18 protein-coding genes and 1 pseudogene are annotated in these 23,414 nt (G+C 70.1%); 10 read left to right on the top strand and 9 right to left on the bottom strand.

The genetic code is table 11. The features are described from left to right. Positions 1 to 2: 2 nt before the first annotated feature. Genes KOI35_RS30785 through KOI35_RS30770 form a run of 4 tightly spaced genes read right to left on the bottom strand, consistent with a single transcriptional unit; the run spans position 3 to position 9,484 of the window. On the bottom strand, positions 3 to 2,276 hold the full coding sequence (locus KOI35_RS30785) for a hypothetical protein (RefSeq protein ID WP_215792166.1): 2,274 nt from the start codon (positions 2,274 to 2,276) through the stop codon (positions 3 to 5). A 9-nt stretch (positions 2,277 to 2,285) separates the two neighbouring features. Further along, positions 2,286 to 4,511 (bottom strand): hypothetical protein, encoded by a 2,226-nt coding sequence (locus KOI35_RS30780; RefSeq protein ID WP_215792165.1) that lies wholly within the window; start codon positions 4,509 to 4,511, stop codon positions 2,286 to 2,288. 12 nt (positions 4,512 to 4,523) lie between these two features. Continuing rightward, positions 4,524 to 6,968: a hypothetical protein gene (locus KOI35_RS30775; RefSeq protein WP_215792164.1), complete on the bottom strand. Its 2,445-nt coding sequence runs from the start codon at positions 6,966 to 6,968 to the stop codon at positions 4,524 to 4,526. Beyond that, positions 6,965 to 9,484 carry an amino acid adenylation domain-containing protein gene (locus KOI35_RS30770; protein WP_215792163.1) on the bottom strand — a complete coding sequence of 840 codons (2,520 nt, stop codon included), beginning with the start codon at positions 9,482 to 9,484 and terminating at the stop codon, positions 6,965 to 6,967. Before KOI35_RS30770 ends, KOI35_RS30775 begins: the two co-directional genes overlap by 4 nt. Positions 9,485 to 9,687: 203 nt before the next feature. Here KOI35_RS30770 and KOI35_RS30765 point away from each other — a divergent pair, with 203 nt between their 5' ends. From KOI35_RS30765 to KOI35_RS30735, 7 genes are all read left to right on the top strand, one after another. Continuing rightward, positions 9,688 to 10,434: a response regulator transcription factor gene (locus KOI35_RS30765; protein ID WP_215792162.1), complete on the top strand. Its 747-nt coding sequence runs from the start codon at positions 9,688 to 9,690 to the stop codon at positions 10,432 to 10,434. Between the two features lie 71 nt (positions 10,435 to 10,505). Beyond that, positions 10,506 to 12,047 carry a phenylacetate--CoA ligase family protein gene (locus tag KOI35_RS30760; RefSeq protein ID WP_215792161.1) on the top strand — a complete coding sequence of 514 codons (1,542 nt, stop codon included), beginning with the start codon at positions 10,506 to 10,508 and terminating at the stop codon, positions 12,045 to 12,047. After that, a complete protein-coding gene (locus KOI35_RS30755) occupies positions 12,044 to 12,493 on the top strand; it encodes a DUF4188 domain-containing protein (RefSeq protein WP_215792160.1) in 450 nt (149 codons plus the stop codon). Before KOI35_RS30760 ends, KOI35_RS30755 begins: the two co-directional genes overlap by 4 nt. Further along, positions 12,490 to 13,524, top strand: a complete 1,035-nt coding sequence (locus KOI35_RS30750; RefSeq protein ID WP_215792159.1) for a hypothetical protein — start codon at positions 12,490 to 12,492, stop codon at positions 13,522 to 13,524. Before KOI35_RS30755 ends, KOI35_RS30750 begins: the two co-directional genes overlap by 4 nt. After that, the gene (locus tag KOI35_RS30745) at positions 13,521 to 14,426 is read left to right on the top strand and encodes a nitroreductase family protein (RefSeq protein WP_215792158.1); all 906 of its coding nucleotides are present in this window, start codon (positions 13,521 to 13,523) and stop codon (positions 14,424 to 14,426) included. Before KOI35_RS30750 ends, KOI35_RS30745 begins: the two co-directional genes overlap by 4 nt. A gap of 68 nt (positions 14,427 to 14,494) precedes the next feature. Continuing rightward, positions 14,495 to 15,877: an alpha/beta hydrolase family protein gene (locus KOI35_RS30740; protein ID WP_215792157.1), complete on the top strand. Its 1,383-nt coding sequence runs from the start codon at positions 14,495 to 14,497 to the stop codon at positions 15,875 to 15,877. Positions 15,878 to 16,029: 152 nt separating this feature from the next. Beyond that, positions 16,030 to 16,167, top strand: a complete 138-nt coding sequence (locus KOI35_RS30735; RefSeq protein ID WP_215792156.1) for a hypothetical protein — start codon at positions 16,030 to 16,032, stop codon at positions 16,165 to 16,167. Positions 16,168 to 16,548: 381 nt separating this feature from the next. Here KOI35_RS30735 and KOI35_RS49365 read toward each other — a convergent pair. Beyond that, positions 16,549 to 16,737 (bottom strand): annotated as a pseudogene (locus KOI35_RS49365) (hypothetical protein); the annotation flags it as partial. A 273-nt stretch (positions 16,738 to 17,010) separates the two neighbouring features. Here KOI35_RS49365 and KOI35_RS30730 point away from each other — a divergent pair. Next, complete coding sequence (locus KOI35_RS30730; RefSeq protein ID WP_215792457.1) at positions 17,011 to 17,277, top strand: hypothetical protein; 267 nt, start codon at positions 17,011 to 17,013, stop codon at positions 17,275 to 17,277. 47 nt (positions 17,278 to 17,324) lie between these two features. Further along, positions 17,325 to 18,002 carry a hypothetical protein gene (locus tag KOI35_RS30725; protein WP_215792155.1) on the top strand — a complete coding sequence of 226 codons (678 nt, stop codon included), beginning with the start codon at positions 17,325 to 17,327 and terminating at the stop codon, positions 18,000 to 18,002. 31 nt (positions 18,003 to 18,033) lie between these two features. On the opposite strand, the gene KOI35_RS30720 is transcribed toward KOI35_RS30725, so the two are convergent. From KOI35_RS30720 to KOI35_RS30705, 4 genes are all read right to left on the bottom strand, one after another. Beyond that, positions 18,034 to 19,044 (bottom strand): glycoside hydrolase family 11 protein, encoded by a 1,011-nt coding sequence (locus KOI35_RS30720; protein ID WP_246614052.1) that lies wholly within the window; start codon positions 19,042 to 19,044, stop codon positions 18,034 to 18,036. 340 nt (positions 19,045 to 19,384) lie between these two features. Continuing rightward, complete coding sequence (locus KOI35_RS30715) at positions 19,385 to 19,723, bottom strand: YciI family protein (RefSeq protein WP_215792154.1); 339 nt, start codon at positions 19,721 to 19,723, stop codon at positions 19,385 to 19,387. 90 nt (positions 19,724 to 19,813) lie between these two features. Further along, positions 19,814 to 20,875, bottom strand: a complete 1,062-nt coding sequence (locus tag KOI35_RS30710; protein ID WP_215792153.1) for a DUF1989 domain-containing protein — start codon at positions 20,873 to 20,875, stop codon at positions 19,814 to 19,816. Continuing rightward, entirely contained in the window at positions 20,872 to 22,206 is a 1,335-nt protein-coding gene (locus KOI35_RS30705) for a uracil-xanthine permease family protein (protein ID WP_308121225.1), read from the bottom strand. The genes KOI35_RS30710 and KOI35_RS30705 overlap by 4 nt, the downstream gene beginning before the upstream one ends. A gap of 49 nt (positions 22,207 to 22,255) precedes the next feature. On the opposite strand from KOI35_RS30705, the gene KOI35_RS30700 reads away from it, so the two are divergent. Continuing rightward, a complete protein-coding gene (locus tag KOI35_RS30700; protein WP_215792152.1) occupies positions 22,256 to 23,359 on the top strand; it encodes an aromatic ring-hydroxylating oxygenase subunit alpha in 1,104 nt (367 codons plus the stop codon). Positions 23,360 to 23,414 lie beyond the last annotated feature (55 nt).

Here is a 23,414-nt window from a genome sequence, read left to right as displayed (position 1 = left end):
CGTCAGGACTGCGCGGGGACGATGAACTGGCGGCGGTCGGTGCGCACCGGGGCCGACCGCACCGACAGGCCGTTCTGGAACCGGCGCTCGACGACGATCTGGTACTCGCCGGTCTCGCCGTCCGGGAAGTCGTACTCGAAGAACTCGGCCGGGGCGTCGTGGGCCGGGAAGGCGAAGAGCCGGTGGAACTTGCCGTCGCCGCCCTCGTAACTCAGGTCGGCGATCAGCTCGCGCAGCTCCGTCGCGGCGAACGGCGTGCCGTCGGGCCGCACCTCGACGACGCGGTGGGCGGTCGGCTCGAGCTGCACGATCACCCGGCGCTGGCGGGTCATCGACTCCGGGATCTCGATCAGGTCGCCGTCCTCGCGCAACAGCGTCACCCGGTAGGACAGCAGGAACGGATGGTTGGCGGCGGTCTCGACCGCCACCTGCCGCAGACCCCGGTTGTCCTTGTCGAACTGCACGTTGTACTCGGTGACGAGGGCGGTGTCCGGGTCGCGGTAGAACAGATCGACGAAGACGAAGCGCAGCCCGTCGAAGACCCCGGGTGCGACCACGGTCACCGGCACCCGGTTGGCCGCCGGATGCCGCACCACGACCTCCTCGCTGTCGGCGCGCCGCCAGTCGGTCTGCCGGTCGCTGAGGCCGCCGCCGTGGTAACGGATGCGGTAGTCGAAGCCGGTCAGCTCCGGATCCATCTGGAACTGGCGCCAGGTGGCGGCCGGCGCCTGCTCGTCGAGCCGCACCACGTCGTCCTGGGCGATCGCGTGCGTCTTGTCGGCGTACCGCAGCTGCACCTCGATCTGCGGGAACTCGGTCAGCAGGCCGGCCGGCAGGAACCGGATCGGGATGGGCGTCACCGTGTAGAGGTCGCGGGCGATCACCTCGACGTGGTCGGTGGTGTAGGTGCGGGGCGCCGACTGCAGCTGGGCCGGGCGCTCGCTGGTGTCGGCGCCGGTGAAGCTGACCGTGAAGTCGACCTCCACCGCACGGCGGACGACACCCCGCTCGACGATGCTGTCGAACACCACGGTCCCGGTCTGCCCGGTGGCGGTGAGCGCGACGTCGTGCTGCTCGCTGCCGTAGCGAACCCGGACGGTGATCCGCGAGATCCCGTCGGCCGCGAAGTCGGCCAGCGCGGACACCTCGACGGTCCGCTTCTCGAAGAACGGATCGGGCGTCACCGCCTCGATGAAGTCGTCGATGTCGAGGCCGAGCACCCCGACCAGCCCGGACAGGCCCTGCAGGTGGGCCTGCGGGTGGATGGACCGCCGGATGGTGGTGCTCGAGGTGACGTCGGCCTTGAACGTGCGCTCGTCGGTCCGTTCGACCTTCTGCCGCCGGAAGGTGAACAGCCCGTCGGCGCCGCCGGAGTGGAACGCCTTGCGCAGCGAACTGATGCCGTGTGCGGTCTGGTCCCATCCGTCGGTCTTCTGGGTGATCGGGTCGAGCGAGGGCACGAAGAACTTCTCCAGGATCATGCCCTTGAGCTCGTCGAGAAGCTCGTCGCGCTGGTCGATGACGGCGGCGTCGTCCTCGTCGTCGGGCACGAACGTGGCCACGTCGATCTTGATGACCTGGGCCTCGACCAGGCTGTCGACGATCTCCGACACCTTGACCTCGTGCAGCATCGAGCTGGAGCCGACGGTCTGCTCGAAGTGGTCCTGCACCCGCTCCCAGTCGGCGTCGATGGTGAACCGGAAGGCCGGGCGCAGCGCCAGGAACTCGAGGTCGTAGATGACGCCGAGGGGCATGATGTCGCCGCGCATGGCCGCCTCGACGATCGCCACCCCGTCCGGCTTCAGCGCCACCGAGAAGATCGCCCGGTTGTCGCCGTAGAGAGCGGGCGACACGGAATGGCTGACGGCCGCCACGAAGTCGTCGGCCGTGGTCGCCGGCGTGACCGGTTGGGCCGAGGGCACACCGGGCTCCCGGCCGAGCATGATCAGGCGTACCGTCCCGCCGGTCAACGGCAGCGGTGACAGCCGGGGCGGGCGGCGCAGACCGGCGAGGCTCTCGAGCTCGGCCACGATGTCGGCCTGCTCGTCCGGGCGCAGGCCGAGGGTGGTGTCGAAGACCAGGATCCCGGCCCGGTCCCCGTCGGGCGAGGTGAACTTGAACAACTTCAGGACCGGCACCTCGGCCCCGGTCAGCGGGTTGCGCCGCAACGCCAGCCGGGGCTCGATGGGGGCGTAGTAGTACTGCTCCTCGTCCTCGCTGTCGCGCATGAGCGACACGCCGTTGATGACGTACAGGGGTGGGGCGAGTGACAACACGGAACCACCTCAGGGCATCTCGAGGACGAGGGCGGTACGGGTCTCGTCGGTCTTGGGGCCGACCGTCTTCCGGCCGCCGCCGGTGAAGAAGTAGTCCGCGGTCCAGGTGTACTCGCGCCGGCTCTCGTTCCTGATCTCGGTGTGGAACGTCTGCGAGGCGCTGTTGCCGCGGAACACGAAGGTCTTGTGCTGGTGGATGCCGTTGTCGTCGTCGTCGTACTTCAGCTCGACCGTCACCAGTCGCAGCAGGGGGAAGTCGAGCCAGTCGGGGATCACCTCGACCTCGAGCTCGCCGGGCGGCGGCGGGCCCACGGTGATCGTCGACACGGCGACCCGGGGATCGGCGATCTCCTCCTCGCGCCCGCTGCGGAAGACGATCAGGCCGGTGTAGCTCAGGACCCCGTCGGCCCCGGTGATCACCGGGAAGATCCAGTCGAAGAACGGGTTGCCGGCGTTGAGCGCCACCGAGCGGGTGACGACGTAGTCGTCGGCCTCGTCGCGGTAGGTCAGGTCGAGGTGGATCTGGTCGACGTCGTGGGTCAGGTCGCCGCGCGCCCGCACGCTGACCCGGCGGTTGACGAAAACGTCGTCGATGTAGAGCTCGTCGGTCGTGCCGTCCTTCTCCTTGGTGACGAATTCGCGGCCGTCGGCCAGGGTGAACTTCACCCGGTAGAAGTAGGGCTGGTTGCGGGTCGCCGAGATCACCCGCTGCCACCGGTGCAAGCGGTGCTCGCGGTCGATCTCGAACGCGTTCTCGAAGGCGGCCACGCCGGCCGCCGGGTCGGCGTAGCGCAGGGTCACCCGGACGCTCGCCACCTGGGTGAAGTCGATGTCGCCGGCGATCACGGCGATGTCGAGGATGCCGGCGTCGGAGACCTCGATGGTCTGGATGGCGTCGGACAACGGCATCGGGGTCGGCCGGGTCTCGAACGGTACACCGCCCCCGCGATAGTTGACCTTGTAGCTGAAGTCGTAGGTCTTCACGCCGGGAGCGAGCGGGGCGATGAACCGGGCCACCTCGTCGGTGCCGGTGAACCGGTACTCGCCGTCGATGTCGCCGGCCGGTCCGTCCGAGTCGATCAGCAGCATCGGCTCGCCGGCGTAGTCGAGCCGCGCCTCGACCGAGTGCACCGGCAGGTCCGAGAAATCGGTGCCCATCTGCACGTTGACCCGGACGGTCCGGAAGAACTCGTGGTTGGCGTCGATCAGATCGATGAACTTGTCCGGATCGATGGCCTGGCCGTTCGCGTCGACCAGGGCGCTGAGCGCGGGCAGAGTGCTGGGCACCGTGTCCAGCTCCTCGACGGTCGCCTTCTCGGTGTAGTTGATCGTGAACGAGTCGACCTGGCTCTGATGGAAGTCGAGGTGCGAGTCCTCGATGCCGTCCGGGGGCTTGCGATCGCCGTCGGACGGCGGAGCCATCTGCAGCACCATGCGCCGGCCGATGGTGTCCTCGAGACTCTTCTGCGCCCACTCCTTGACCTTTTCGACCGCCTTGTCGTTCTCGTCGTTGCGCGGGAGACCCTCGCGGTGGATGACGATCTTCGTGCTCTCCGATTGTTCGAGCCGGGAACTGACGCTGCGGCGGTACTTGTCCTCGGCCCAGAAGTGCCACTCGGCGTCGATGTCCTCGGTGAACGTGTAGAACTTGGCCGCGTCGAACGACGCCGTGACGGTCAGCGGTGGCAGCGCGCCGAACCAGCGCACGTTGTAGACGATCTGGAACAGGCTCGCGCCGTCGCCGCGCAGGGCGGCGTTGACCACCGCGGCGCCGTGCTCGCTGATCTCGAAGCTCCAGGACGAGACCCGCCGGCCGAACCGCGACGGGCGGCCCGGGTTGGTGATCCGCTCGAAGAAGGTGTTGTCCGCGCCGATCAGATTGGCCTGGCAGGTGGCGTCGGTCAACGCGATGTCCCGCAACTGCACCGGCCGGGACGGCACACCGCGGGTCTGCGCGATCGCATCGACCTGGGTCTGCAGGGCCGCCGTGATCAGCGCTCGTTTGTCGTCGGGCACATAGAACTCGGTGTCGCAGACCAGATATCCGCCCTTGAAGCCGTCCGGCCGGTCGACCCGGGTGCGATAGAAGAAGAAGCGCACCCGGGGGATGCCACGGTCGTCGACCCGCCACGTCGGCTCGTTGGGCCGCAGGTGGAAGACGTGCCACAGGTCGGGTTCGTCGTCGCCGAACACGGTCGCGTTGTGCATCACCTGGGTACGGAAGGACTCGAGCACGAGGGTCTCCTGTCAGGGTGTGGGCGTTGTCCAGCCGGCGACGTCGGCGTGCAGGTCGACGCCGAGGGTCACCGGGACGACCTCGGTCACGACGGCGCTGATCCGTCTCGGCGCGGCGGCCACCTCGCGCAACGCGGCCGCGGCCGCGGTCACGACCCGGTCGGTGTTGTGGACGACCACCTCGGGCGGTGCCGCCAGGGGTGCGGCGGTGCAGGTCAGGGTCAGCACGCCGGCGTCGATCAGCCGGCGCACCTCGGCCTCGGCGTCCTCGACGGGCGTGGCCACCACCCCGGCGACGTCCCCCGCGCACGTCGCCGTGACCGTGGTCTCGCGCTCGTACGCGAAATGGCAGGTCACCTCGAGCTGCCCGCGTTCCCCGGCGATCGCGGCCCGCACCCGGTCGGCCGCCTTGCCGTCCACGGTCGCCGCGAGCAGCACCTTGTACGGGGGCGTGGACGACGGCGGCGCCGACGCGAGGACCTGGTCGTCGGCGGGCAGCCGCAACTCGGCCGGCCCGGCCCGGCCCGGCGGCGGGGCGAGCTGCAGCAGGCCGGGGCCGGCCAGGCCGAGCCGGGCGGCCACGGCCGGACGCAGCTGTTCGAGCTCGTCCGCGGTCGGCGGCAGGCACGCGGCCACCTGCACCGCGACCCGGCCGGGCAGTTCGGTGAGGAAGATCTGGGGCTTGCCGCGGGTACGGACGGCGTCCGGTGGTCCGGGTTCCCACCAGACCCGGGCGGGGTTGCCGGGATCGAGGTGGAAGCGCACCCCGGAGACCTCGAGGACGTCGATCTCGACCGGCTCGCCCGGCGGACGGATCGACGACCAGGGCCCGGGTGCGCCGGTCCGGTCGAGCACCCGGAAGCGGTAGCCGGTGGCGAAGACCGAGCCGTTGAACCAGCGGAAGATCGCCTCGGGGCGGTCGGCCGTGAAGGTGAGCCGGGTCGTGCCGGTGGACCCCTCGGGCTGGAACTCGGCGGCGATCAGCGAGACCCCGGCCGGGACCAGGCAGCGCACCGGCACCGCGTTGGCGCCGTGGAACGGGAAGTGGAAGCGTGCGATCGGGCCCGGTTCGGGCAGGTCGATCCGGGCCGTACGCCCGTCGGGGCCGGTAGCGGTCACGACGGCCCGGGCGACGGTGGCCCCGATCGGCAGCACGAGGGTGCGACCGGGGCGGGCGGGATCGAGTTCGGCCGACCACGATCCCGGCCCGTCCGGGTCCTCCCACGCCAGCGTCACGGTGAGCACGGCCAGGTCGAGCAACGCGGGCTCGGCCGCCACGCTCCGGAACCGGACCCCGAAGTCGGCCGGGCCGACCAGCACGGCCGGGGCGGCGGTGGTCCGGGCCGGGCCCTCGATCGCGGCGCCGGGCCGGTCGCGCAGGTGGACGACGGTGCTGACCTCGACCTCGGGCGACTCGGTGGGCGACAGACGCAGCAGCACGCGGCCGCGGTCGTCCGGCGCCGACAGCGGGACGAACTCGTCGATGGCGGCCGGACGGCCGGGCCCGGGCGGCTTGCGCAGACGTACGCCGAGCACGGCGCCGTCGCGCGGGCCGGGCAGGTTGCCGACGACCGAGACCGGACGGAACCCGGTCGGCACCGGCGGCACGTCGACGAAGCGCCGGAACGCGTCGGGGCCGAACGTGCGGAGCGGCTCGTCCAGCGCCGCGCCGGCGTCGAGGGCCAGCACGACCGGGAACGGCGCGGCGATCTCGGCCCGCAGATCCCACTCCACCTCGGCCTCGTCCCCGGCGCCGGGCGGACGCAGGGTCAGGCTGGACCGGCCGAACGCGTCCGGGTCGACGGCGAACGACCCGTACGTGGCCCGCAGGCGAGCGGCCACCGCGAGGTCGAAGTCGTCCCCATCGCCCGGGTCGCCGTCCACCGTCATCAGACCCGCGCCCAGCCCGGCCCACGGGTGCGGTCCCGGGCCGAGGGCCGCCAGCAGGCGCGCCGGCACGAAGCGGACCGTCGCCGGCACCCGCGGTGGCACGGCCGTCATCTCGAGCTCGGCCCGGACGTCGAGCGCCAGGACCCCGGCCGTCAGCATGCCGTCGAGCAGACCGGCGGCGTCCGCACCGATCCACTGGGTGCAGCGCAGGCCACCTCGCCCGTCGCCGGTCAGCGCCTGTCCGGGCGACACCAGCCGGCCCGGCACGGCGAACCGGATCGCCCCGTCGGTCCAGGCCGCGGGGCGGACCGGCCCGGCGGCGCCGGCTGCGGCCCGGTCGAGATCGGCGCCCGCCGAGACCCGGAAGCCGAGCACGCCGTAGTGCAGGATCAGCCCGGCGCCGACGCTGCGGACCACCTCGAGGGTCAGGTCGGGCCGCCCGTCGGCGGTCGGCTCGAGGGCCAGCCGGTCGGGCACGGCGGTGTACGCCCCGACACCGCCGGCCGGCGGATAGAGCGTCACACCGTCGCCGTGGACCGGGTGACCGGCGTCGGGCCGGGCGGTCACGGCGTCGGTCCGTCGATCGAGGCGAGGTCGGGGAAGAGCGGCGACGTCACGACCAGCCAGCCGGATGTCCGGACGGTGCCCAGCTTGTCGACGGCGCGGACCCGGTAACGGTAGTCGCCGATGCTGTCGCCCTGGTCGATGACGGCGCGCAGGGGCACCGGCAGGGTGGCCGTGCGGGTCGACTCGCTGATCCCGGCCGGGAAGTCGGTCCGGGCGAACTCCACCGACTCGCCGGCCGAGAAGTCGACGACGATGCGGCGCAGGTCGGCGTGAACGTCGAAGACGTCGCGGAAGACGGTCACCCGCAGTGCGTGCCGCAGCGGGGGCGGGACGGCCCGGTCGATCACGGCGTCGAACACCTTCAGCCGGTCGGGCCGGGTCGTCACCTGGTCGAGGTCGTAGGTCGCGGTGAGCGGCCCGGCCGGGGGAGTCGCGCCCTCGGCGGCCGCGACGAAGGCGAGCGCCGACTCGGGCGGGACCTCGACCGGCCACTCTGCCCCGGCGCCGTCCAGACTCACCTCGCTCACGACCGCCGCGACGTCGAAGCCGGGGGCGGTGAGCCGGACGGGAAGGGCCGGGACGCGTACGGGACTCTCGGTCCGGTTGGTCAGGACGACCCGCACCCGGCCCGGCCCGGCGGCCTCCTGGGTCTGTTCGAACAGCGCCCCGGCCAGGTCGCCGATGCGCGCCACGAGCGGCACCACGAGGCTCTCCTGAGGGTCCACGGCGACCAGCACCTCGCCCGCGAACAGGGCCGAGGTGCCGGCGCCCATCAGCGCGTTGAAGACGGACTGGAAGCCGGTACGGTCGAGCGTCACGGTGTCGTTGATCTCGCGATCGAGCGCGACCACGGCCCCGGGCCGCACCTCGCGCACCACCCCGCCACCGGGACGGGGCAGGGCCAGGCGGAGGGTGAGACGAGCCGGGTCGGCCCGCAGGCAGTCGAAGCGCACCTCGGCGTCGGCCGGCAGTAACGGCACCTGCGCCCGCAGCTCCGCCACGGCCGCGTCGAGCCGGTCCGGGTCGACCACCGGATAGGCCACATAGGACAGCTCGGCCTGCACGTTCTCGACCAGGCCGTCGGGCGCGGTGAAGCTCACCAGCAGCGAGGGCGTGAACGGCGCCGTGGCCCGGCGCCCGAGCTTGAACGCGTCGGGCAGATAGAGGAAGCGACCGGGCGTATCGCTCTGCTCGTAGTAGTGGTGCGGGGTGCCGCGGAAGACGACCGTGTGCCGGGTCAGCGGCGGGGGATCGCCGATGCCGCCGATGCCGGTGAAGATGCCGGGGTGCAGCTGCGGGTCGAAGAACGGCACCGGGAAGACATTGGGCTGGGGCAGGTCGTGGCGCCCGGCCAGATACCGGTCGGGCTCCGCTCCGGGCTCGGCGCCGACGATGCGCGGGCCGACCCAGGCCGCCCAGTCCTGGGCCGAGCTGGGCCCCGCGTCGACCCGCAGTTCGATGCCCACGGCCGTGCCGGCCAGTCCGCTCAGGTCGATCCGGATCGGATCGAGCGCCCGGGTGTAGCCCTTGTGGTGGCGTAGCAGCTCGTTCCAGGTGCGGCCGCCGCCGGGCAGCGTGTGATGCTCGAAGACGATGAAGTCGACCCCGTCGGTGTGCACGGCGCCGTTGACAAATCCGACCTCGGCCTCGAACACGGCACCGGGCGGCAGCGGCACGTCCGGGTGCCAGCCCTTGATCGTGCCGTTGGTGACCCATTTGGGGTGCATGCGCAGCGCCCGTCGCCGGGTGCCGTCCTCCATCGGCATGCCGTCGGTCAGGATGACGAAGCCACGGTCGTCACCGTCGTTGCCGTTGAACGGCAGGTCGGCTCCGTCGATGGTGTTGCCGCCGGGGTCGGTGAGCTGCGCGCCGTTCCAGGTCGCGCGAGGCGACAGCGAGAGCAGGTCGATGACCTCGCGTGCCGGCGGCGGCAGGTCGAGCCGGACGGCGGCCTCGAAGGATCTCTGCACCACCAGACGAGGCCGGCTGTCGGCCTTGGTCAGGGCGTGGAACACGGCATCGCGCAGGGCCAGGGTGGCGATCGGGGCGACGGCCACGCAGCCGTCCTCGGTGGTGCGCACGGTCAGGTCGAGTGCCTCGTCGACGGTCCCGCCCCCGTCCACCGCCCGGCTGTGGATCAGGCGTACGCCGGGCTGGTGGGGCAACGGCCGTGACGTCTCGGGGGCGGACGCCGGGCGGCGGGCCTGCAGCGCGACGCTGAGCAGCCAGGCCGGACCGTCCGGGCGCAGCGCCATCTCGTACCGGACTTCACCGGCGACCTGCCGCTCGGCCAGCCGGTACTCGGGCAGGAAGTAGTCGGCCGTGCGGTCCTTGGGATCGTGGAACATCGTCGACGGGGACGGTTCGAGCTCGTTGGTCCAGGGCACGTCCAGCTGCTCGAGCGGCACCCCGGGACGCGGCCCGGGCGCCCCGAGCAGATCGTGGACCAGGAAGCCGCGCGGACGGGGGAACCCGGACAGCACGACCACCGGCCGTTTTCCCCCGAACGCTCGCATGGCGACTCCTCAATTCCTGGCCGTGCGGAAATGGCGTGTTCCGGCCACTCGCGTTGTCTTTGATCCGTCAGAACAGCAAGTGGGCCGGCGCTAGGTTGAATCCGGGCAGGCCGGGGGACGAGTGCCTCTCCGGGCCCCTCTCGATACCGATCTCAACATCCGTGTGCGAGCCGGGAAATACGCAGTAGTACGGAGGTCGGATCATGGTTGAACAGGTTGACTACGGCCCCTGGATCGACCTCGCCGGGGACCAGGCGGACGCATTTCCGGCAGAACGCATAGCGAAGCTTCTGCGCAGCACTTTGAAGGCGCGTGCGGTATCGCTCAATTGGGCGCAACCGGCCGCCGCCGGGGCCCGGGTATGGCCGCCGATCGTCGATCTTTCCCTTCTGGACGAATTCCTCCGCAGCGGTGCGCTCTGGCGTGATCCGCTGGTGAACTGGTTCGAGCGCACCCGGGATCCGGGCCCGCAGGCCGGGAGTCGTGTGCCGGGCGGCTTCGGCGAGCCACGATCGAGCGCCCACTGGGGGCGGGTGATGCGGCGCGAGGGCATCCAGGACCGGTTGGCGGTGCCGGTACGCCTGGGCGCGCACACCCACGTGGCGTTCGTCGCGGCCGCCGGCGACCGTGATTTCGGCGACGCCGATCTCGCGGTGGTACGCCGGCTGCAGCCGTTGCTGCGCTCGCTCTACCGGCAAGCCGACGTGCTCGAACGCAGCCGGGCGCTGGCTCCCATGGCCGGCGGGGCCCGGCTGACCGGACGTGAGCGGGCGGTGCTGAGCCTGCTCGCCGACGGTCACTCGGCCGCGGTGATCGGGCGCCGCCTGGCCATCTCGGAACGCACCGTGCACAAGCACCTCGAGCACCTCTATCGCAAGCTCGAGGCCAACGACCGGCTCACCGCGGTGCTCTCGGCACAGCGGGCCGGCATTCTCGTGCCGGCCGTCTGAGGTCGCGTACTCAGACGGGTTGAGTAGGCGCGGGGAAGTGCCGGCGGGCCGGAATTCATAGCGTCTTATCCGTGATCTCGACCTTGCGGCAATGGACGCTCCGGCTCGTCAGCTATGCGCTCAGCGGCTTCTACAGCCTCTACCGCCGGCACCCCGCGGTGTGGCGCTTCATGGCCCGCCACTACCGGCCCGGCATGGCCCGGTTCGCCCGGCTCAACGCCTGGATGACCTGCCAGTTCGCGGCGCTCGACGTGCCCGCCTACGGCGACTTCCTGCGCCGCCGCGGCTGGCGGTTCCGCTGGTTCGACCTGTCGTCGTATCCGCAGACGGCGAAGGACTCGTACGTCAAGGCGTACCCCGAGCGTGAGCGCTGCCGCAATGGCCGCTACCAGATCGAAGGCAGCGTGGTCGACGAGTCGTCCGGGTCGTCCGGGCAGCCGTTCAACTGGGTGCGCAGCAAGGCCGAACTCCAGTCGGTGCATCGCAACCTGGCCGCGTACGCCACCATGATCTTCCCGAGCGACCGGCGGTTCGTGATCAACGCCTACTCGATGGGGGCGTGGGCGACCGGCACCAACACCGGCATCGCGATGTCGCGGATCGCCATGGTCAAGAACACCGGGCCGGACATCCGCAAGATCATCGACACGTTGCGGCACTTCGGGCCCGATTTCGAGTACGTCGTGACCGCGTACCCGCCGTTCCTCAAGCGCCTGCTCGACGAGCTCGACGCCGAACGGTTCCCGTGGGCCGACTACCGCATCTCGGGCCTGGTCGGCGGCGAGGGCATGACCGAGGCGCTGCGCGACTACCTGGAGAGGCGGTTCCGCAAGGTGCGCTCCGGCTACGGCGCCAGCGACCTCACCATCGGCATGGCCGGCGAGACCGACCTCAGCGTCTGGGTGCGGCGCCGGCTGCGCACCGACGCCGGGCTGCGCGAGCGGCTGCTCGGCCCGGACGAGGAGCGGCTGCCGATGGTGTTCCAGTACAACCCGCTCGAGACGTACCTGGAGACCACCGCCGACGGCGAGATCCTGTGCACGCTCAACTCGACCTCGGTGGTCAACCCGAAGGTCCGCTACAACATCGGCGACGAGGGCCGGCTGGCGACGCTTCCCGAGGTGCTGGCCGCGATCGACGATCCGGCGGCGCGGGCCGAGGCCGAGGCGGCGATGCGGGTCGACGGGATGCGGCTGCCACTGCTGTTCCTGTTCGGCCGCAAGGACAGCACGATCTCATACATGGGGGCCAACATCTATCCCCAGGACATCGAATACGGGCTGTACGAGGGGAACCCGTACGCGGGAATGCTCGAAGGTTTTTGTCTCGAGTTGGTGCAGGACGTTGATCTGGAGAGCCGCCCGACGGTGCATCTTCAACTGCGTTCCCTCGTACGCGTCGACCCCGCCCAACAGGAGCTGCTCCGCGACGCCTGCCGAGCGGGTGTGCTGGCCCACCTGACCCGGTCGAGCCGCGACTTCGCCGAATCGGTGGCCGAGGACCCGTCCGCCGCCGACGTCCGGATCGTCGTCCACGAGTACGGAACCGGCCCGTTCGCCGGCGCCGCGGCCAAGCTCAAGAACGTCTACCTGATCAAGGGGCAGCCCGTATGAGGACCACCGACTTCTCCGCCGCGCCGCCGCAGGGGCAGGCGACCGCCATGTTCATCGGGGCCACCAGGTATTCCGGGCCGCTCGCCATGTGGCACACGATCCGCACCTGGGGGCCGATGATCCGCCAGATGAAGCGGATGTCCGGTTACCGCTGGCACACCGTCTATTACCAGTTCCCGTTCACGCTCGGCACGATCGCCTTCTTCGCCGACCAGGACGCGATGCTGAAGTTCGCGCGGAGTCGTCACCACCGCGAGCTGATGTGCTGGCTGACCGACTCCGGCGACGCCCGCCATGCGACGGCCGGGTTCATCCGGCTCTTCACCGCCCAGCCGCACGGCTACAGCAACGGCGAGTGGCGGGCCGAGGACGGCAGCATGTCGCACATGCCGACCTGGACCCCGCTGTCCACCGAGGTCACCGGCCCGTCGGTGCATCGATCATGAAGGCTTTTCCGGTACGCACGCAGACCGAACTGCGCGAGTTCTGCGAGTTCCCGGTCCGGCTGCACCCGCGCGACCTGTACGTGCCGCTGCCGGCGCCGGTCATCGCGCGGCACGCCCGAACGGCCGACCTCTATCTGGTGCGCGACGACCGGGGCCGGGTGCTCGGCCGCACCAGTTTCCACCGGCGCGGCGTGTGCCAGCTCTTCGGGCACACCGAGTTCGTCGACGACGACGCCGTCTTCACCACGCTGATGGACGTGGCCGAGGGGCGGCCGATGTTCGGTCCGGTGGCGTTGCTGCCCAACCAGACCGGCGGCGTCATCACGTCGGGCTTCGACGAGCGGGGCTTCGTCGACTCGGCGTGGAACCCGTCCTACTACCCCGCCATGTACGAGCGGCACGGCTTCACCCGCCGCTTCGAGGCCGACACCTGGGCCGTCGAGGTGGCCGGCTCGGCCGCGGCCTACTCCTTCGACGACGGCCGGATCGCCACCGAACGGCTGGTGATCCGGCACGGCACCCGCCGCGGACTGCGCCATCAGCTGCCGATCCTGCGCGAGATGCTCAACGCGAGCTTCGCCCAGCTCGGCTACTACACCGAGATCTCGGCCGAGCAGCTGGCCGAGCAGACCGACGGCCTGGCCTTCCTGCTCGACGAGGGACTGCTCGTGTGGCTCGAGAAGGCGGGCCGGCCAGTGGCATTTCTGGTCGCCGTTCCGGACATCTCCGAGTTCCTCATGCGTACGGGCGGAAAGCTCGGACCCGTCGAACAACTGAAGCTCCTGGCCACCCGGTCGCGTTATCGCCGCGACGCGGTGCTGGTGATCAAGGGCGTGGTGCCGGGCGAACAGGGCCACGGCTACATGACGCTGCTCAGCCGCGAGGTGCACCGGCATCTCGAGGGTCGCGGTTACCGGACACTGCGCAGCACCTTCGTCGAGCGCGACAACACCGCGTCGGCCGCGTCCTATCGGCGGGCCGGCGGCAAGCCGTTGCACGGATACACCTTCTATCAGCGAGGTTCGGCATGAACTGGGTCTCCGTGCTGCGGGAACGCGAGTCGCTGTTCCGGCGGGCGCCGAGCGCGCACAACACCCAGCCGTGGACCATCGACTACCGGTCCGACGACATCGTCATCGGCGTCGACCCGGCCCGGTCGCTGCCCGGCTCCGACCCCACCGGGCGGGATCTGGCGCTCGGTCTGGGCGCCTTCGCGGAGACCTGCCTGATTGTCGCGGCCGACGCCGGGCTGGCCGTCGACTGCGATCTGAGCGACCCGCACCGGATCCGGCTGCACTCCTCTCCGGCGAAGTACGACACGATCTTCCGGAGCGTCGACATCGAGGCGCGGCGGGTCGCTCGTGGACCGTACGGGGAAGGCCTCTTGGATCTGGTGATTCTGGCCGCGCTGGAACCGGGCATCGTGCACGTGCGCAGCCGCGACCTGGCCGGGGAGCTCGAGGTGGCCGACCGCTGGATGTTCGGCACCCCGCCGGTGGCGCGCGAGCTGCGCGAATGGCTGCGGCTGGACCCGAGCGACCCACGCTATCGGCAGGACGGGCTCACCGACCGGGCCCTCGGGCTGAGCCGTCTCGAGGCGCGGGTGCTGAGCGGTGCGCTGCGCGCTTTGCCGATCACGCACCGGCTGCTGGCGGCGAGCGGGCGCAACCTTTTACGGTACGAGGGGAGCGTGCTCGTGCTGACTGCCCAGTGCTCCTCCCAGCGCGATCTCCGTCTTGACGGGCGTCGGCTGCTGCGGACCTGGTTGTTGCTGGCGCGGTTCGGGCTGGCCGTGCACCCGCTCAGCCAGCTGCTCGACTGCCCGGTGACCGCTTCCCGTCTGGCTTCCCGTGTGGGCGCGATGCCGCTGGCCGTCTTCCGGGTCGGCCACCCTCGTCAGGAGCCACCTCGCTCGGCCCGGCTGTCTTCTTGATCGCGGCACTGTTGGCGCCTTGACAACAATCGATGTCCGGCATCAGATTGTTACCGGGAGGTAACGTCATGATCCGGTGTCGCGCTGCGGTCGTCGTTCTGGCCCTGCTGGTGTCACTCTTCGCCGCGCCCGCTGCTCCTGCAGCTTTTGCGGCGGCCTGCGCGGCTCCGGCGCCGAGCACGACTCAGCCGGGCTACCTGGTCGCCGATCCGGGCTGCAACCTCGACGGGACACCGTTCGTGGCCCTGGCCGGGGCGCGGATCCACACCGGAATCACCGGTGGTGCGGCCTACCGGATCGAGGTGCCGGACGCGTGGAACGGGCGCCTGGTCGTCTACGCCCACGGCTACCGCGGCACCGGCACGACCGTCTACGTCGACAATCCGGCGCTGCGGGTGCACTACCTGGCCCGGGGCTATGCGTGGGCCGCCTCCAGCTATGCCACGAACGGCTATGACGTGGGTCAGGGCGTACGGGACTCGGTCGCTCTCATCGACGTCTTCCGGCGCGTCACCGGGCAGCGGGCCCGCTCGGTGATCATGTCGGGCGCGTCGATGGGCGGGCACGTCACCGCGGTCGCGATCGAGGAGTATCCGCGGGCGTTCGCCGGGGCGATGCCGTACTGCGGGGTGCTCGGCGACACGGCGCTCTACGACTATTTCCTGGACGCCAACGTCACGGCGGCCGCGCTGGCCGGCGTGGACATCACGTTCCCGCTGCACCCGGACGCCGGCTACCAGCAGGTGTGGCGCGAACAGGTCGGCCGGATCCTCCCCGCGCTCGACCGCACCACGTGGTCGGCCGTGCTCGAACGGCGCAGCGGCGGCGAACGCCCCGGCTTCGACAGCGCCTTCGCCTATTGGAACGCGGCCCCGTCCCTGCCCCCGCTGGCCGACCTGCCGTTCCTGTTCGGTCTCTACCCCGGCCTCCAAGGCGGCACCGCGAACATCGCACCCGGCAACGTCGCCGACAACCGCACCACGATCTATCGCAGCACCGACCGCCTGTGGCCGACCGCCGCCGAGTGGCGCCTCAACCGGGACGTGCTCCGCGTACGCCGTACGGCATCGGCCGATCCCGGTCTCTCCGGCATCCCCCGTGTCGACGGCAAACCGCCGGTGCCGGTGCTCTCCCTGCACGACATCGGCGACCTGTTCGTGCCGTTCTCGATGGAGCAGACGTACGCCGCCGAAGCCGCCCGCCACGGCCGGTCCAAGCTGTTCGTGTCGAGGGCCGTCCGCGGTGTCGGCCACTGCGACTTCACCGCCCCCGAGCTGACCGAGGCCTTCGACGACCTGACCACCTGGATCGCCACCGGCCACCGCCCGGCGGGCGACGCCATCCTGAACCGGCGCGCGGTGGCCGACCCGTCTTTCGGCTGCCGCTGGACGCGGGGCGCCCACCCCGGCTTCGTCGCCCCGGCGTGCCCCGCCACAGCCGCGCGCAGCTGAGCCGGGTGCCGCCCAGCCGCGCGCGGCTGGGTTTCGCCGTGCCGCGCATGGCTGTGTGGCGCGTGCCCGCCATACCCGAGCGCGGTGTGCTCAGGCCGGTTGAGTACGGCAGCTCACGCGGGTAACCCCGGTCCGTTCATAGGTTGATGGGCATGGCTTCCGATGTCTCGCTCGAGCGCCCCGTCCGCCCGTCCGACATGCGCCGCCACCGAGGTCTCCACAGCCGGCGCGGCTTGTTCGGCGCGATCGCCGACTTCCTGGCGGCGGCGACCAACGCTTTCTTCGTCTGACGGAGATCCTCCCTCGATCCCACGCCGAGCCGTCGCGGGAAACGGAGCAGCGAGGGTGAGGCGGTTCGGCGTCGGTGTCTCGAACCAGGTCACGATGGCCGGCCGGAGCACCTCCTTGACGGCACAGAACCGATAGCGACACGGTCATCGGCTTGGACCGGTTGTTGATCGATCGCATCGCATCGACGAGACGCGGCCGGCGTCGATCAGTTCCCTTCCCGGCGTACGGCCCTCAGCCAGCGCGGGTGCGTGATCTTTCGACGCGGTCCACGGCCACCCGATCGCGCGAGCATCGTGCCGCCCGACCCAACCGTGAGCCGCTACCGGACGGCTACCTACCGCCCTCGCTGAGCAACCGCTCCAGATGTGGTCGGTGTCGACGCCGTGTGATTCCCGGGGTGTCGACGTCGCGTTGCAGGCAGGCGGCCAGGAACTCCTCGTGCGTCCAGGACTCGGCTCGGGCCCGTTCGGCGAGGCGTCAACCGGGCTCGCCGGCGACAGGGCCTTCGACGCCCGGGTCAGGAACGGGTCGGCGCCTCGGCTGCCCGCGCACCGCGCCCGGCCCGAGATCGCCAACGCGGCTGCCGCAGTCTCCGAAACCCGCCGCCACGCCCGAACCGACCCATACTCGAACGTCCACTCCGCTTCCCGTTCCACCATGTCGGCGAGCTTTGGTGCCCTTCTTGTGACGGACCGGTCACCGGCGAGACTGACCAGGAATGAGTCGCACGTCGTGACGGGCAGCGGGCTGCCGAGTTGAGGGAGCCTGGCCGGGCCCGTCCGGCTGGGTTTCGCCGCACACGTTGGTGAAGGGCTTGTTTCCCAAGCCTGCACCGTGTCGGTATGCGTGACAGCGTGCTCGACGTCTCTGGAGGCGGGGTCGCCGAAGACGAACTCACCGCCGTCGCGGACGGTGTCCAGCAGCGCCGTCCCGGGGGTGCAGCCGGTCTCCAGAGCGGCGACGATCGAGTTCGGCCGGCCCGGGATCATGCGGTGTTCGTCCCTTCCGCGGCCGTAGCAGCCGCGGCGCCGGCCGCCTTCCCGCCGCCCCGGGGCAGCGGCAGCCCAGTCGACTCGCGGCGCAGCGACTCGACGTCGGTGCCGCCGTGATGGCGCGCGTCAGCCTCCGTCGCGGGGAATCCATGCATGATCTACCGATGTACCTGCCCCTGCACGACCCGCTGTTCTGGGCTCGCTACACCTTTGCTCACGAAGGAGAGGCCGGCTCAGGGCGGCTCGGTGATCTGGCCGCTCAGCTTGACGATGACTTCGGCGATCTCGACGACGGCGACGCAGACTTCGGGAGCATCGAAGTGGAGTTCACCATCGGTGCGGGCTGCCGTCTGATGCTCGATTTCTGTCTCGAACTCGACCACCACGAGCTCGGCATCCTGGTTCCGGGTCTGACGGAACCGGACCAACTGGGCTGGGATGACCTTGCCCGATGGCACCCGCACGCACTCCGGTGGTCCGAGCTGGAGTCCCTCTGCCGGGCCGTCGACGGCGAGCGTCACCCCGGGGCGGCGCTGGCACTGTTGTGCCGGTTCACCGCGATCTTCGAGGACGACGACGTGGAAGCGGCCACTGCCGCAGTCGAAGCCGCCTATCGATCCTTGCGCCCGGCGGGCTGGACCGGCTACTGGCCGACCGCCGCCGACTGGCTGGCCCGCGCAGACCTTCGAGGGCAGAGTGTCACCTGGTATACGAACGGTGCCGGCCATTGGTGGGCCCGCCAGACCGGTGACAACGATGTCGACTTCTGCAGCATCCGGCAGGGCAGCGACAGGTTTCCCCACGAGGCGTTGCGTACTGCACTGCGAGCAGCAACCCGGTGACGGCAGCGCGCCGTCACCGGGTGCGGTCGGGTCAGCTTGTCCGGCAGGTCACCGTGGGCCACGTCCAGTTGCCGTTGGCCATGATGGTTACGCCGAACGTGTTGCCGTTTCCGTTGGGGCGGGCCGTCACCGTGCCGGTGGTGCCGGTTACCGCGGCGTTCCAGCTGTTCTGCAGGCTCTGGCCGCCGTTCAGGGTCAGGCCGACGGTCCAGTTGCTGGTGTTCTGCACGGCGACGTTCAGGTTGAAGCGGTCGCCGTACTGCTGGCCGGCCGACAGTGTCGCCGTGCAGTTGCTGCCGCCGCCGGTGGGTGGGGGAGTGGTGGTGCCGCCGCCGCCACCGCTGCTGCTGCCCTCGCGGACGGTGATGTCGGAGCTGCCCTGGCTCTGGTAGCCCTCGGTGGCCATGATCTGGTAGCTGTGGTTGGTGCCGAGGTTGAGCCCGGCGCGGGCCCACGCGTCGAAGTGGTTGGCCGTCGTGATGGTGCCGGCGCTGCGCTTCTGCTGACGGACACTCCAGTACTGGTAGAAGGTCTGGATGCCGTCGATCGAGGGCTGGTTGACCCGCTGGCTGCGCAGGATGTCGTAGGTGCCGCCGTCGGTCGTGACGGTGCCCAGCCGGGTCGCGCCGCTGCTCGGGTTGTAGCTGCCGAAGTTCTCGACCACGTAGTACTCGATCAGCGGGTTGCGGGTCCACCCGTACAGGGCGAGGTAGGTGTTGTTGTTCCCGGGGTTGTAGGTGCCCGAATAGCTCACCGTGCGGCGGGTGCCGGTGGCCCAGCCCTTGCCACCGACCCAGTTGTTGGTGCTGCGGTCCCAGCTGCTCGAGTATCGGCCGTCGGCGCGCAGGGTCATGCTGGCGTTGCCGCTGTCTTTCCAGAACGAGAAGTAGTAGCCGTTGTGGGTGCCGGTGGTGTTCGAGCTGACGGTGCGGTCGGCTTCGGCGTGGGCCGGACCGGCCACCATCACACCGGTGATCGTCAGGGCCAGGGCGCACGCGGCGCCGGCGAGGACACGCAGGCGGCGGGTGGGTCTTGCGGTCATGAGCAGGGACCTCCTCGTGACGGGCGCGGCCGGGGATACCGCGATGGGGATCGACGGACATCGAAATCAGTCCTGGCGAGATGGTGGCCCGTCGAGCAAGTCCGTGTCAACAACTTACGGAAACAACTCGGAAATACCGGTCCGGCTCACGATTGTCGTTTGACCAGCTGAAGAGCTTTTCCCGTACGTATGGAAAGCGCGCTCGACCTCGTTGGTGCAGGTCGACGCTTCGAAACTACTGAAACTTCCGAACGGAGCGCCGATTGTTGCGGTCGACGCCGGACATGAAGAGAGCCGCCCTGGACTGTCCCGGACGGCTCTCGGTGAAGACAGCGTGCAGCTAGCGGACCTCGCGCAGTTCCTGGGGCCAGCCACAACCCTCGGCGATCCGGCCGGTCCACATCCGGGCCGTCTCCAGGTCGGGCACGTCGATGACGGTGAACCCGCCCAGGAACTCCTTCGTCTCGACGTAGGGCCCGTCGGTGAAGAGCACGGAACCGCTGGTGGCGTCGGCGCTGATGATCGGTCCGTCCTCGACCAGGCCGCCGGCGAACACGTAGTGCCCGGCCGCCTTGATCTCCTCGACGACCGCCGTGGACGGTTCCACCCGGCTCAGGAACCACTCCTCGCTGTGATCGCCCACCCACTGCTGGTTGAAGTAGATGACGTACTGCGGCATCGTCACTCCTCGTCTCGGCCGGGCCAGGTGCCCGGCTCCACCTACGCTACGAACGGCCGCCCGCCGATCCGACAGCCCCACGGAAAATTCTCAGGCGTTTCCGGCGAAGGCGCCGAGCCGCTCGATCGCCCACGACATCGTCAGGTCGCGCAGGGCGGCGTCCTCGTCGTCGCCGTAGAGGTCGGTGTTCCGCGCCCGGTGGAAGCGGTCGATGAGGTCGGGGGCCACTTCGACGCGTACGTCGGCCGGCCGCAACGGCAGATAGGGGAAGTCTGCCTCGTACGTGGGATCGCGGCGCAGCGGCCGCGCGCCGGGAACCTCGTGCCGGTCCGGCAGGCCGAGGACCACCGACCGCTGGACGGCGCTCCCGGCCTCGGCGAGATCGGCCGGTCGCCCCTCCTCGACGGTGACCCGGACCGGGCGCATTCCGAAGTTGCTGCAGTTGGTCAGGTCGTCGCCGCACACGTTGGGGACGACCAGCACATCGAGCAGCGCGACGAACTCGATGTAGTCGCCGGGGCGGGCCACGTTGCGGCGGATGACCGGCTCGCCGTCGGGGCCGGTGGCGGTGTGCATGAACAGGTTGAGCGATTCGTGGATGTCCCACGGGTCGAGGCCGTACTCGCGCTGGGCCTCGTTCTGGATCTCCTGGCAGTTGGTGCGGCCGGCCCGGCCGAAGAAGGCGCTGTAGATGAGGCGGCTGCAGAACGGGAACTGGGTGTCGGTCGTCGCGGTGCCGCCGATGATCGCCATGATCGGGCGCTCCCAGGGGGCGTTCGACCACAGCACGTCGCCCGGCCCGGGGTGGCGGCCCTGCATGCCCCGGGTGCGGCCGCAGTGCAGCCGTTCGCGGCGGTCACCCAGCGCGAAGACGTTCAGGTCGACGCACTGGTGGCCCTCGATCTGCGTGACGCGGAAGATCTGGCCCGCGCGCACCTCGACCGCTTTGCCGGTGCCGGGCTCGAGGACGTGAGCGGCTACCGGCGTACGGGAAAAGGAGGTGTGGGCGCTTACGGGCGTACGGGAAACCGGGTTTGATCTTGATGGTGGAACGGCGGCCGAGGACTGAAGGGCGGCCCGGACGAGATCGCCGATGTCGCCCACGGACTGCAGGAAATCGTGCTGCTGATGGTTGAGGCGCAACGTGATCATCGGCGGGCCAGCCAGGGGCGCAGGCCGTAGTTGACGGCCGCGTTGAGCACGATCAGCAGCACCGCGCCGAACATCATCGGCGTGGTGACCAGGGCGCGGGCCCAGTCCGGCATGGTCGCGACCATCGCCTCGGGCAGCCACTGACCGCCGAGCGCGAGGATGAACGCGGTGCCGGCGACGGTCAGGTTGAGCTCGTCCCACTCGACGGTGCTCATCATCTGCACGCCGCTCATCGCGATGATGCCGAACAGGACCGTGGACGCGGCGGCCAGCACGGCACCGGGCAGACCCGCGACGAACGCGCTGAACATCGGCAGGAACGCCAGCGCGATCGCGATGAACCCGGCCGTCATGGTGACGAACCGGCTTCCGACACGGGTCACCCGGACGATGCCGGCGTTCTCCGGGTACGAGGCCGTGCCGACCCCGCCGAACAGGGCGCCGACCACCGATCCGGCGTATTCGGTGAACAGGCCCCGGTTGATGCGCTCGCGGGACAGCTCGGTGCCGCCCCAGCGCGAGACCAGCGTGTACATGCCGACGGCCTCGGCGCTCGACTCGAGGAACGCGAGCAGCATCAGCAGCACGGCCGGCCAGGCCACGGCGAACCCGAACGGCAGCAGCGTGGGCGGCCCGATGAACGAGACCCCGGACAGGTCGGGCGTGCTCCACAGGCCGGTCACCGCGGCCAGCACCGAGCCGACCACCATGCCGATGATGACGGCGGCCCGCCGGACCAGCGTGGTGCCGCCGAACAGCAGGCACGCCACCACCGTGACCAGGGTGGCCAGGCCGATCCAGAACAGATCCCAGCCGTAGCCGGGCTGCCCCTCGGAGCCGAACCAGCCCGGCAGCCCGAGCGTGGCCAGCTGGGCGCCGATGATGATGCAGATGGTGCCGTAGACGAGCGGGTCGGTGGCGAATCGCAGGAAGTGGATGAGGACCCCGAGCCGCCCGTACGGGATGGTCAGTACCAGGAAAACCAGTCCGGCCACGACCATCGAGCCGAACGCGGCGTCGAGTCCGTAGGCCGCGCCCGCGGCGAGCAGGGCGGCGAAGAAGGCGGCGGTCGGGCCCTGCACGATCGGCAGCCGCACGATCCGGCTCGACTGCAGCACGGTGACGATGCCGGCCAGCAGGAACGACGCCTGGATCATGTGCGTGACGTCGCCGGTGGCCAGGCCGAGGGTGATGCCGATGAGGACGGGGAAGACCCAGATCGCGGACAGGGTCAGCAGATGCTGGACGGCGAACAGCAGCAGTTTCGGTGGAGCGACGCGGTCATCGAACCCGACGTCCAGAACAGGCGGCCGATCGGTTTGAGAATCCACAGATTTCGATGGTACGACCCAAGGGGCCCACGGTAGTAGCGTGCGAACCATGGAGGATGTCGGCGCGGGCTACGACCCCGACCCGGCCCGCTCGTTGACGCTGCGGGCATCGGCCTATGTCGACCCGGCGTGGGTCGAGGTGGATCGGCGAGCGATCTTCGCCCGTACGTGGCAATGGATCTGTCACGTCGAGGCGCTCCGGGCGCCGGGCAGTTATCTGGCGGCCACGGTGGCCGGCATGCCGATCGCCGTGGTGCGCGACCGGTCGGGCGGGCTTCGCGCCTTCTACAACGTCTGCAAGCATCGCGCCCACGAACTGCTGTCCGGATCGGGGACCGCGCGCACGATCCAGTGCCCCTACCACGGTTGGGTCTACGACCTGGACGGTTCGTTGCGGCACGCCCGCTACGCCCAGTTCTCACTTTCGGAGATCTGCCTCGATCGGGTGCAGGTGGAGGAGTTCGGCGGTTTCGTCTACGTCAACCTCGACCCTTCCGCGGCGTCGCTGGCTGTGCAGGCGCCCGACCTGGCCGCCGACATCGCGTTGTGGGCGCCCGACGTCGAGCAGTTGACGTTCGCGCGCCGCTACACATACGACGTGAAGTCGAACTGGAAGAACGTCATCGACAACTTCCTCGAGTGCTACCACTGCCACATCGCGCACCGGGAATTCGTGGCGCTGGTCGACATGGACACCTACGAGGTGCGCACACACGGCATCTGGTCCAGCCATTTCGCCGAGGCGGGCAAGACCGACAATCCCGCGTACGACGTCAGCGGCGCCTCGGTGACCGAACACGCGGTGTGGTGGTTGTGGCCGAACACGTGTCTGCTGCGCTATCCCGGGCGCGGCAACTTCATGGTGTTCCAGGTGGTGCCCGACGGTCCGGACCGGACGCTGGAGACGTGGGACTTCTTCTTCGAGACGGCTTCGTTGACGGAGTCCGAGGTGGAGGCGGCCCGCTACATCGACGAGGTGCTGCAGCCGCAGGACATCACGATCGTCGAGAGTGTGCAGCGGGGGATGGGGACGCCGGCTTTCGACCAGGGCCCCATCGTCTATGACCCGGACGGGAAGCCGGGGCTGTCGGAGCACGGGGTGCATCACTTCCACGGGCTTGTGCTGAAGGCGTATCAGGAGTTCGGCCAATGATCGTCGCTGTTCTGCCTTTAACTGGACACCACCTCGGTTGTGACTGTGGGTCGCG

Origin of the sequence: Paractinoplanes bogorensis, assembly GCF_018829635.1 — a bacterium.
GTDB lineage: Bacteria > Actinomycetota > Actinomycetes > Mycobacteriales > Micromonosporaceae > Actinoplanes > Actinoplanes bogorensis.
Note: the sequence above shows the minus strand (reverse complement) of the source record. Positions and strands in the feature narration are given on the sequence as shown.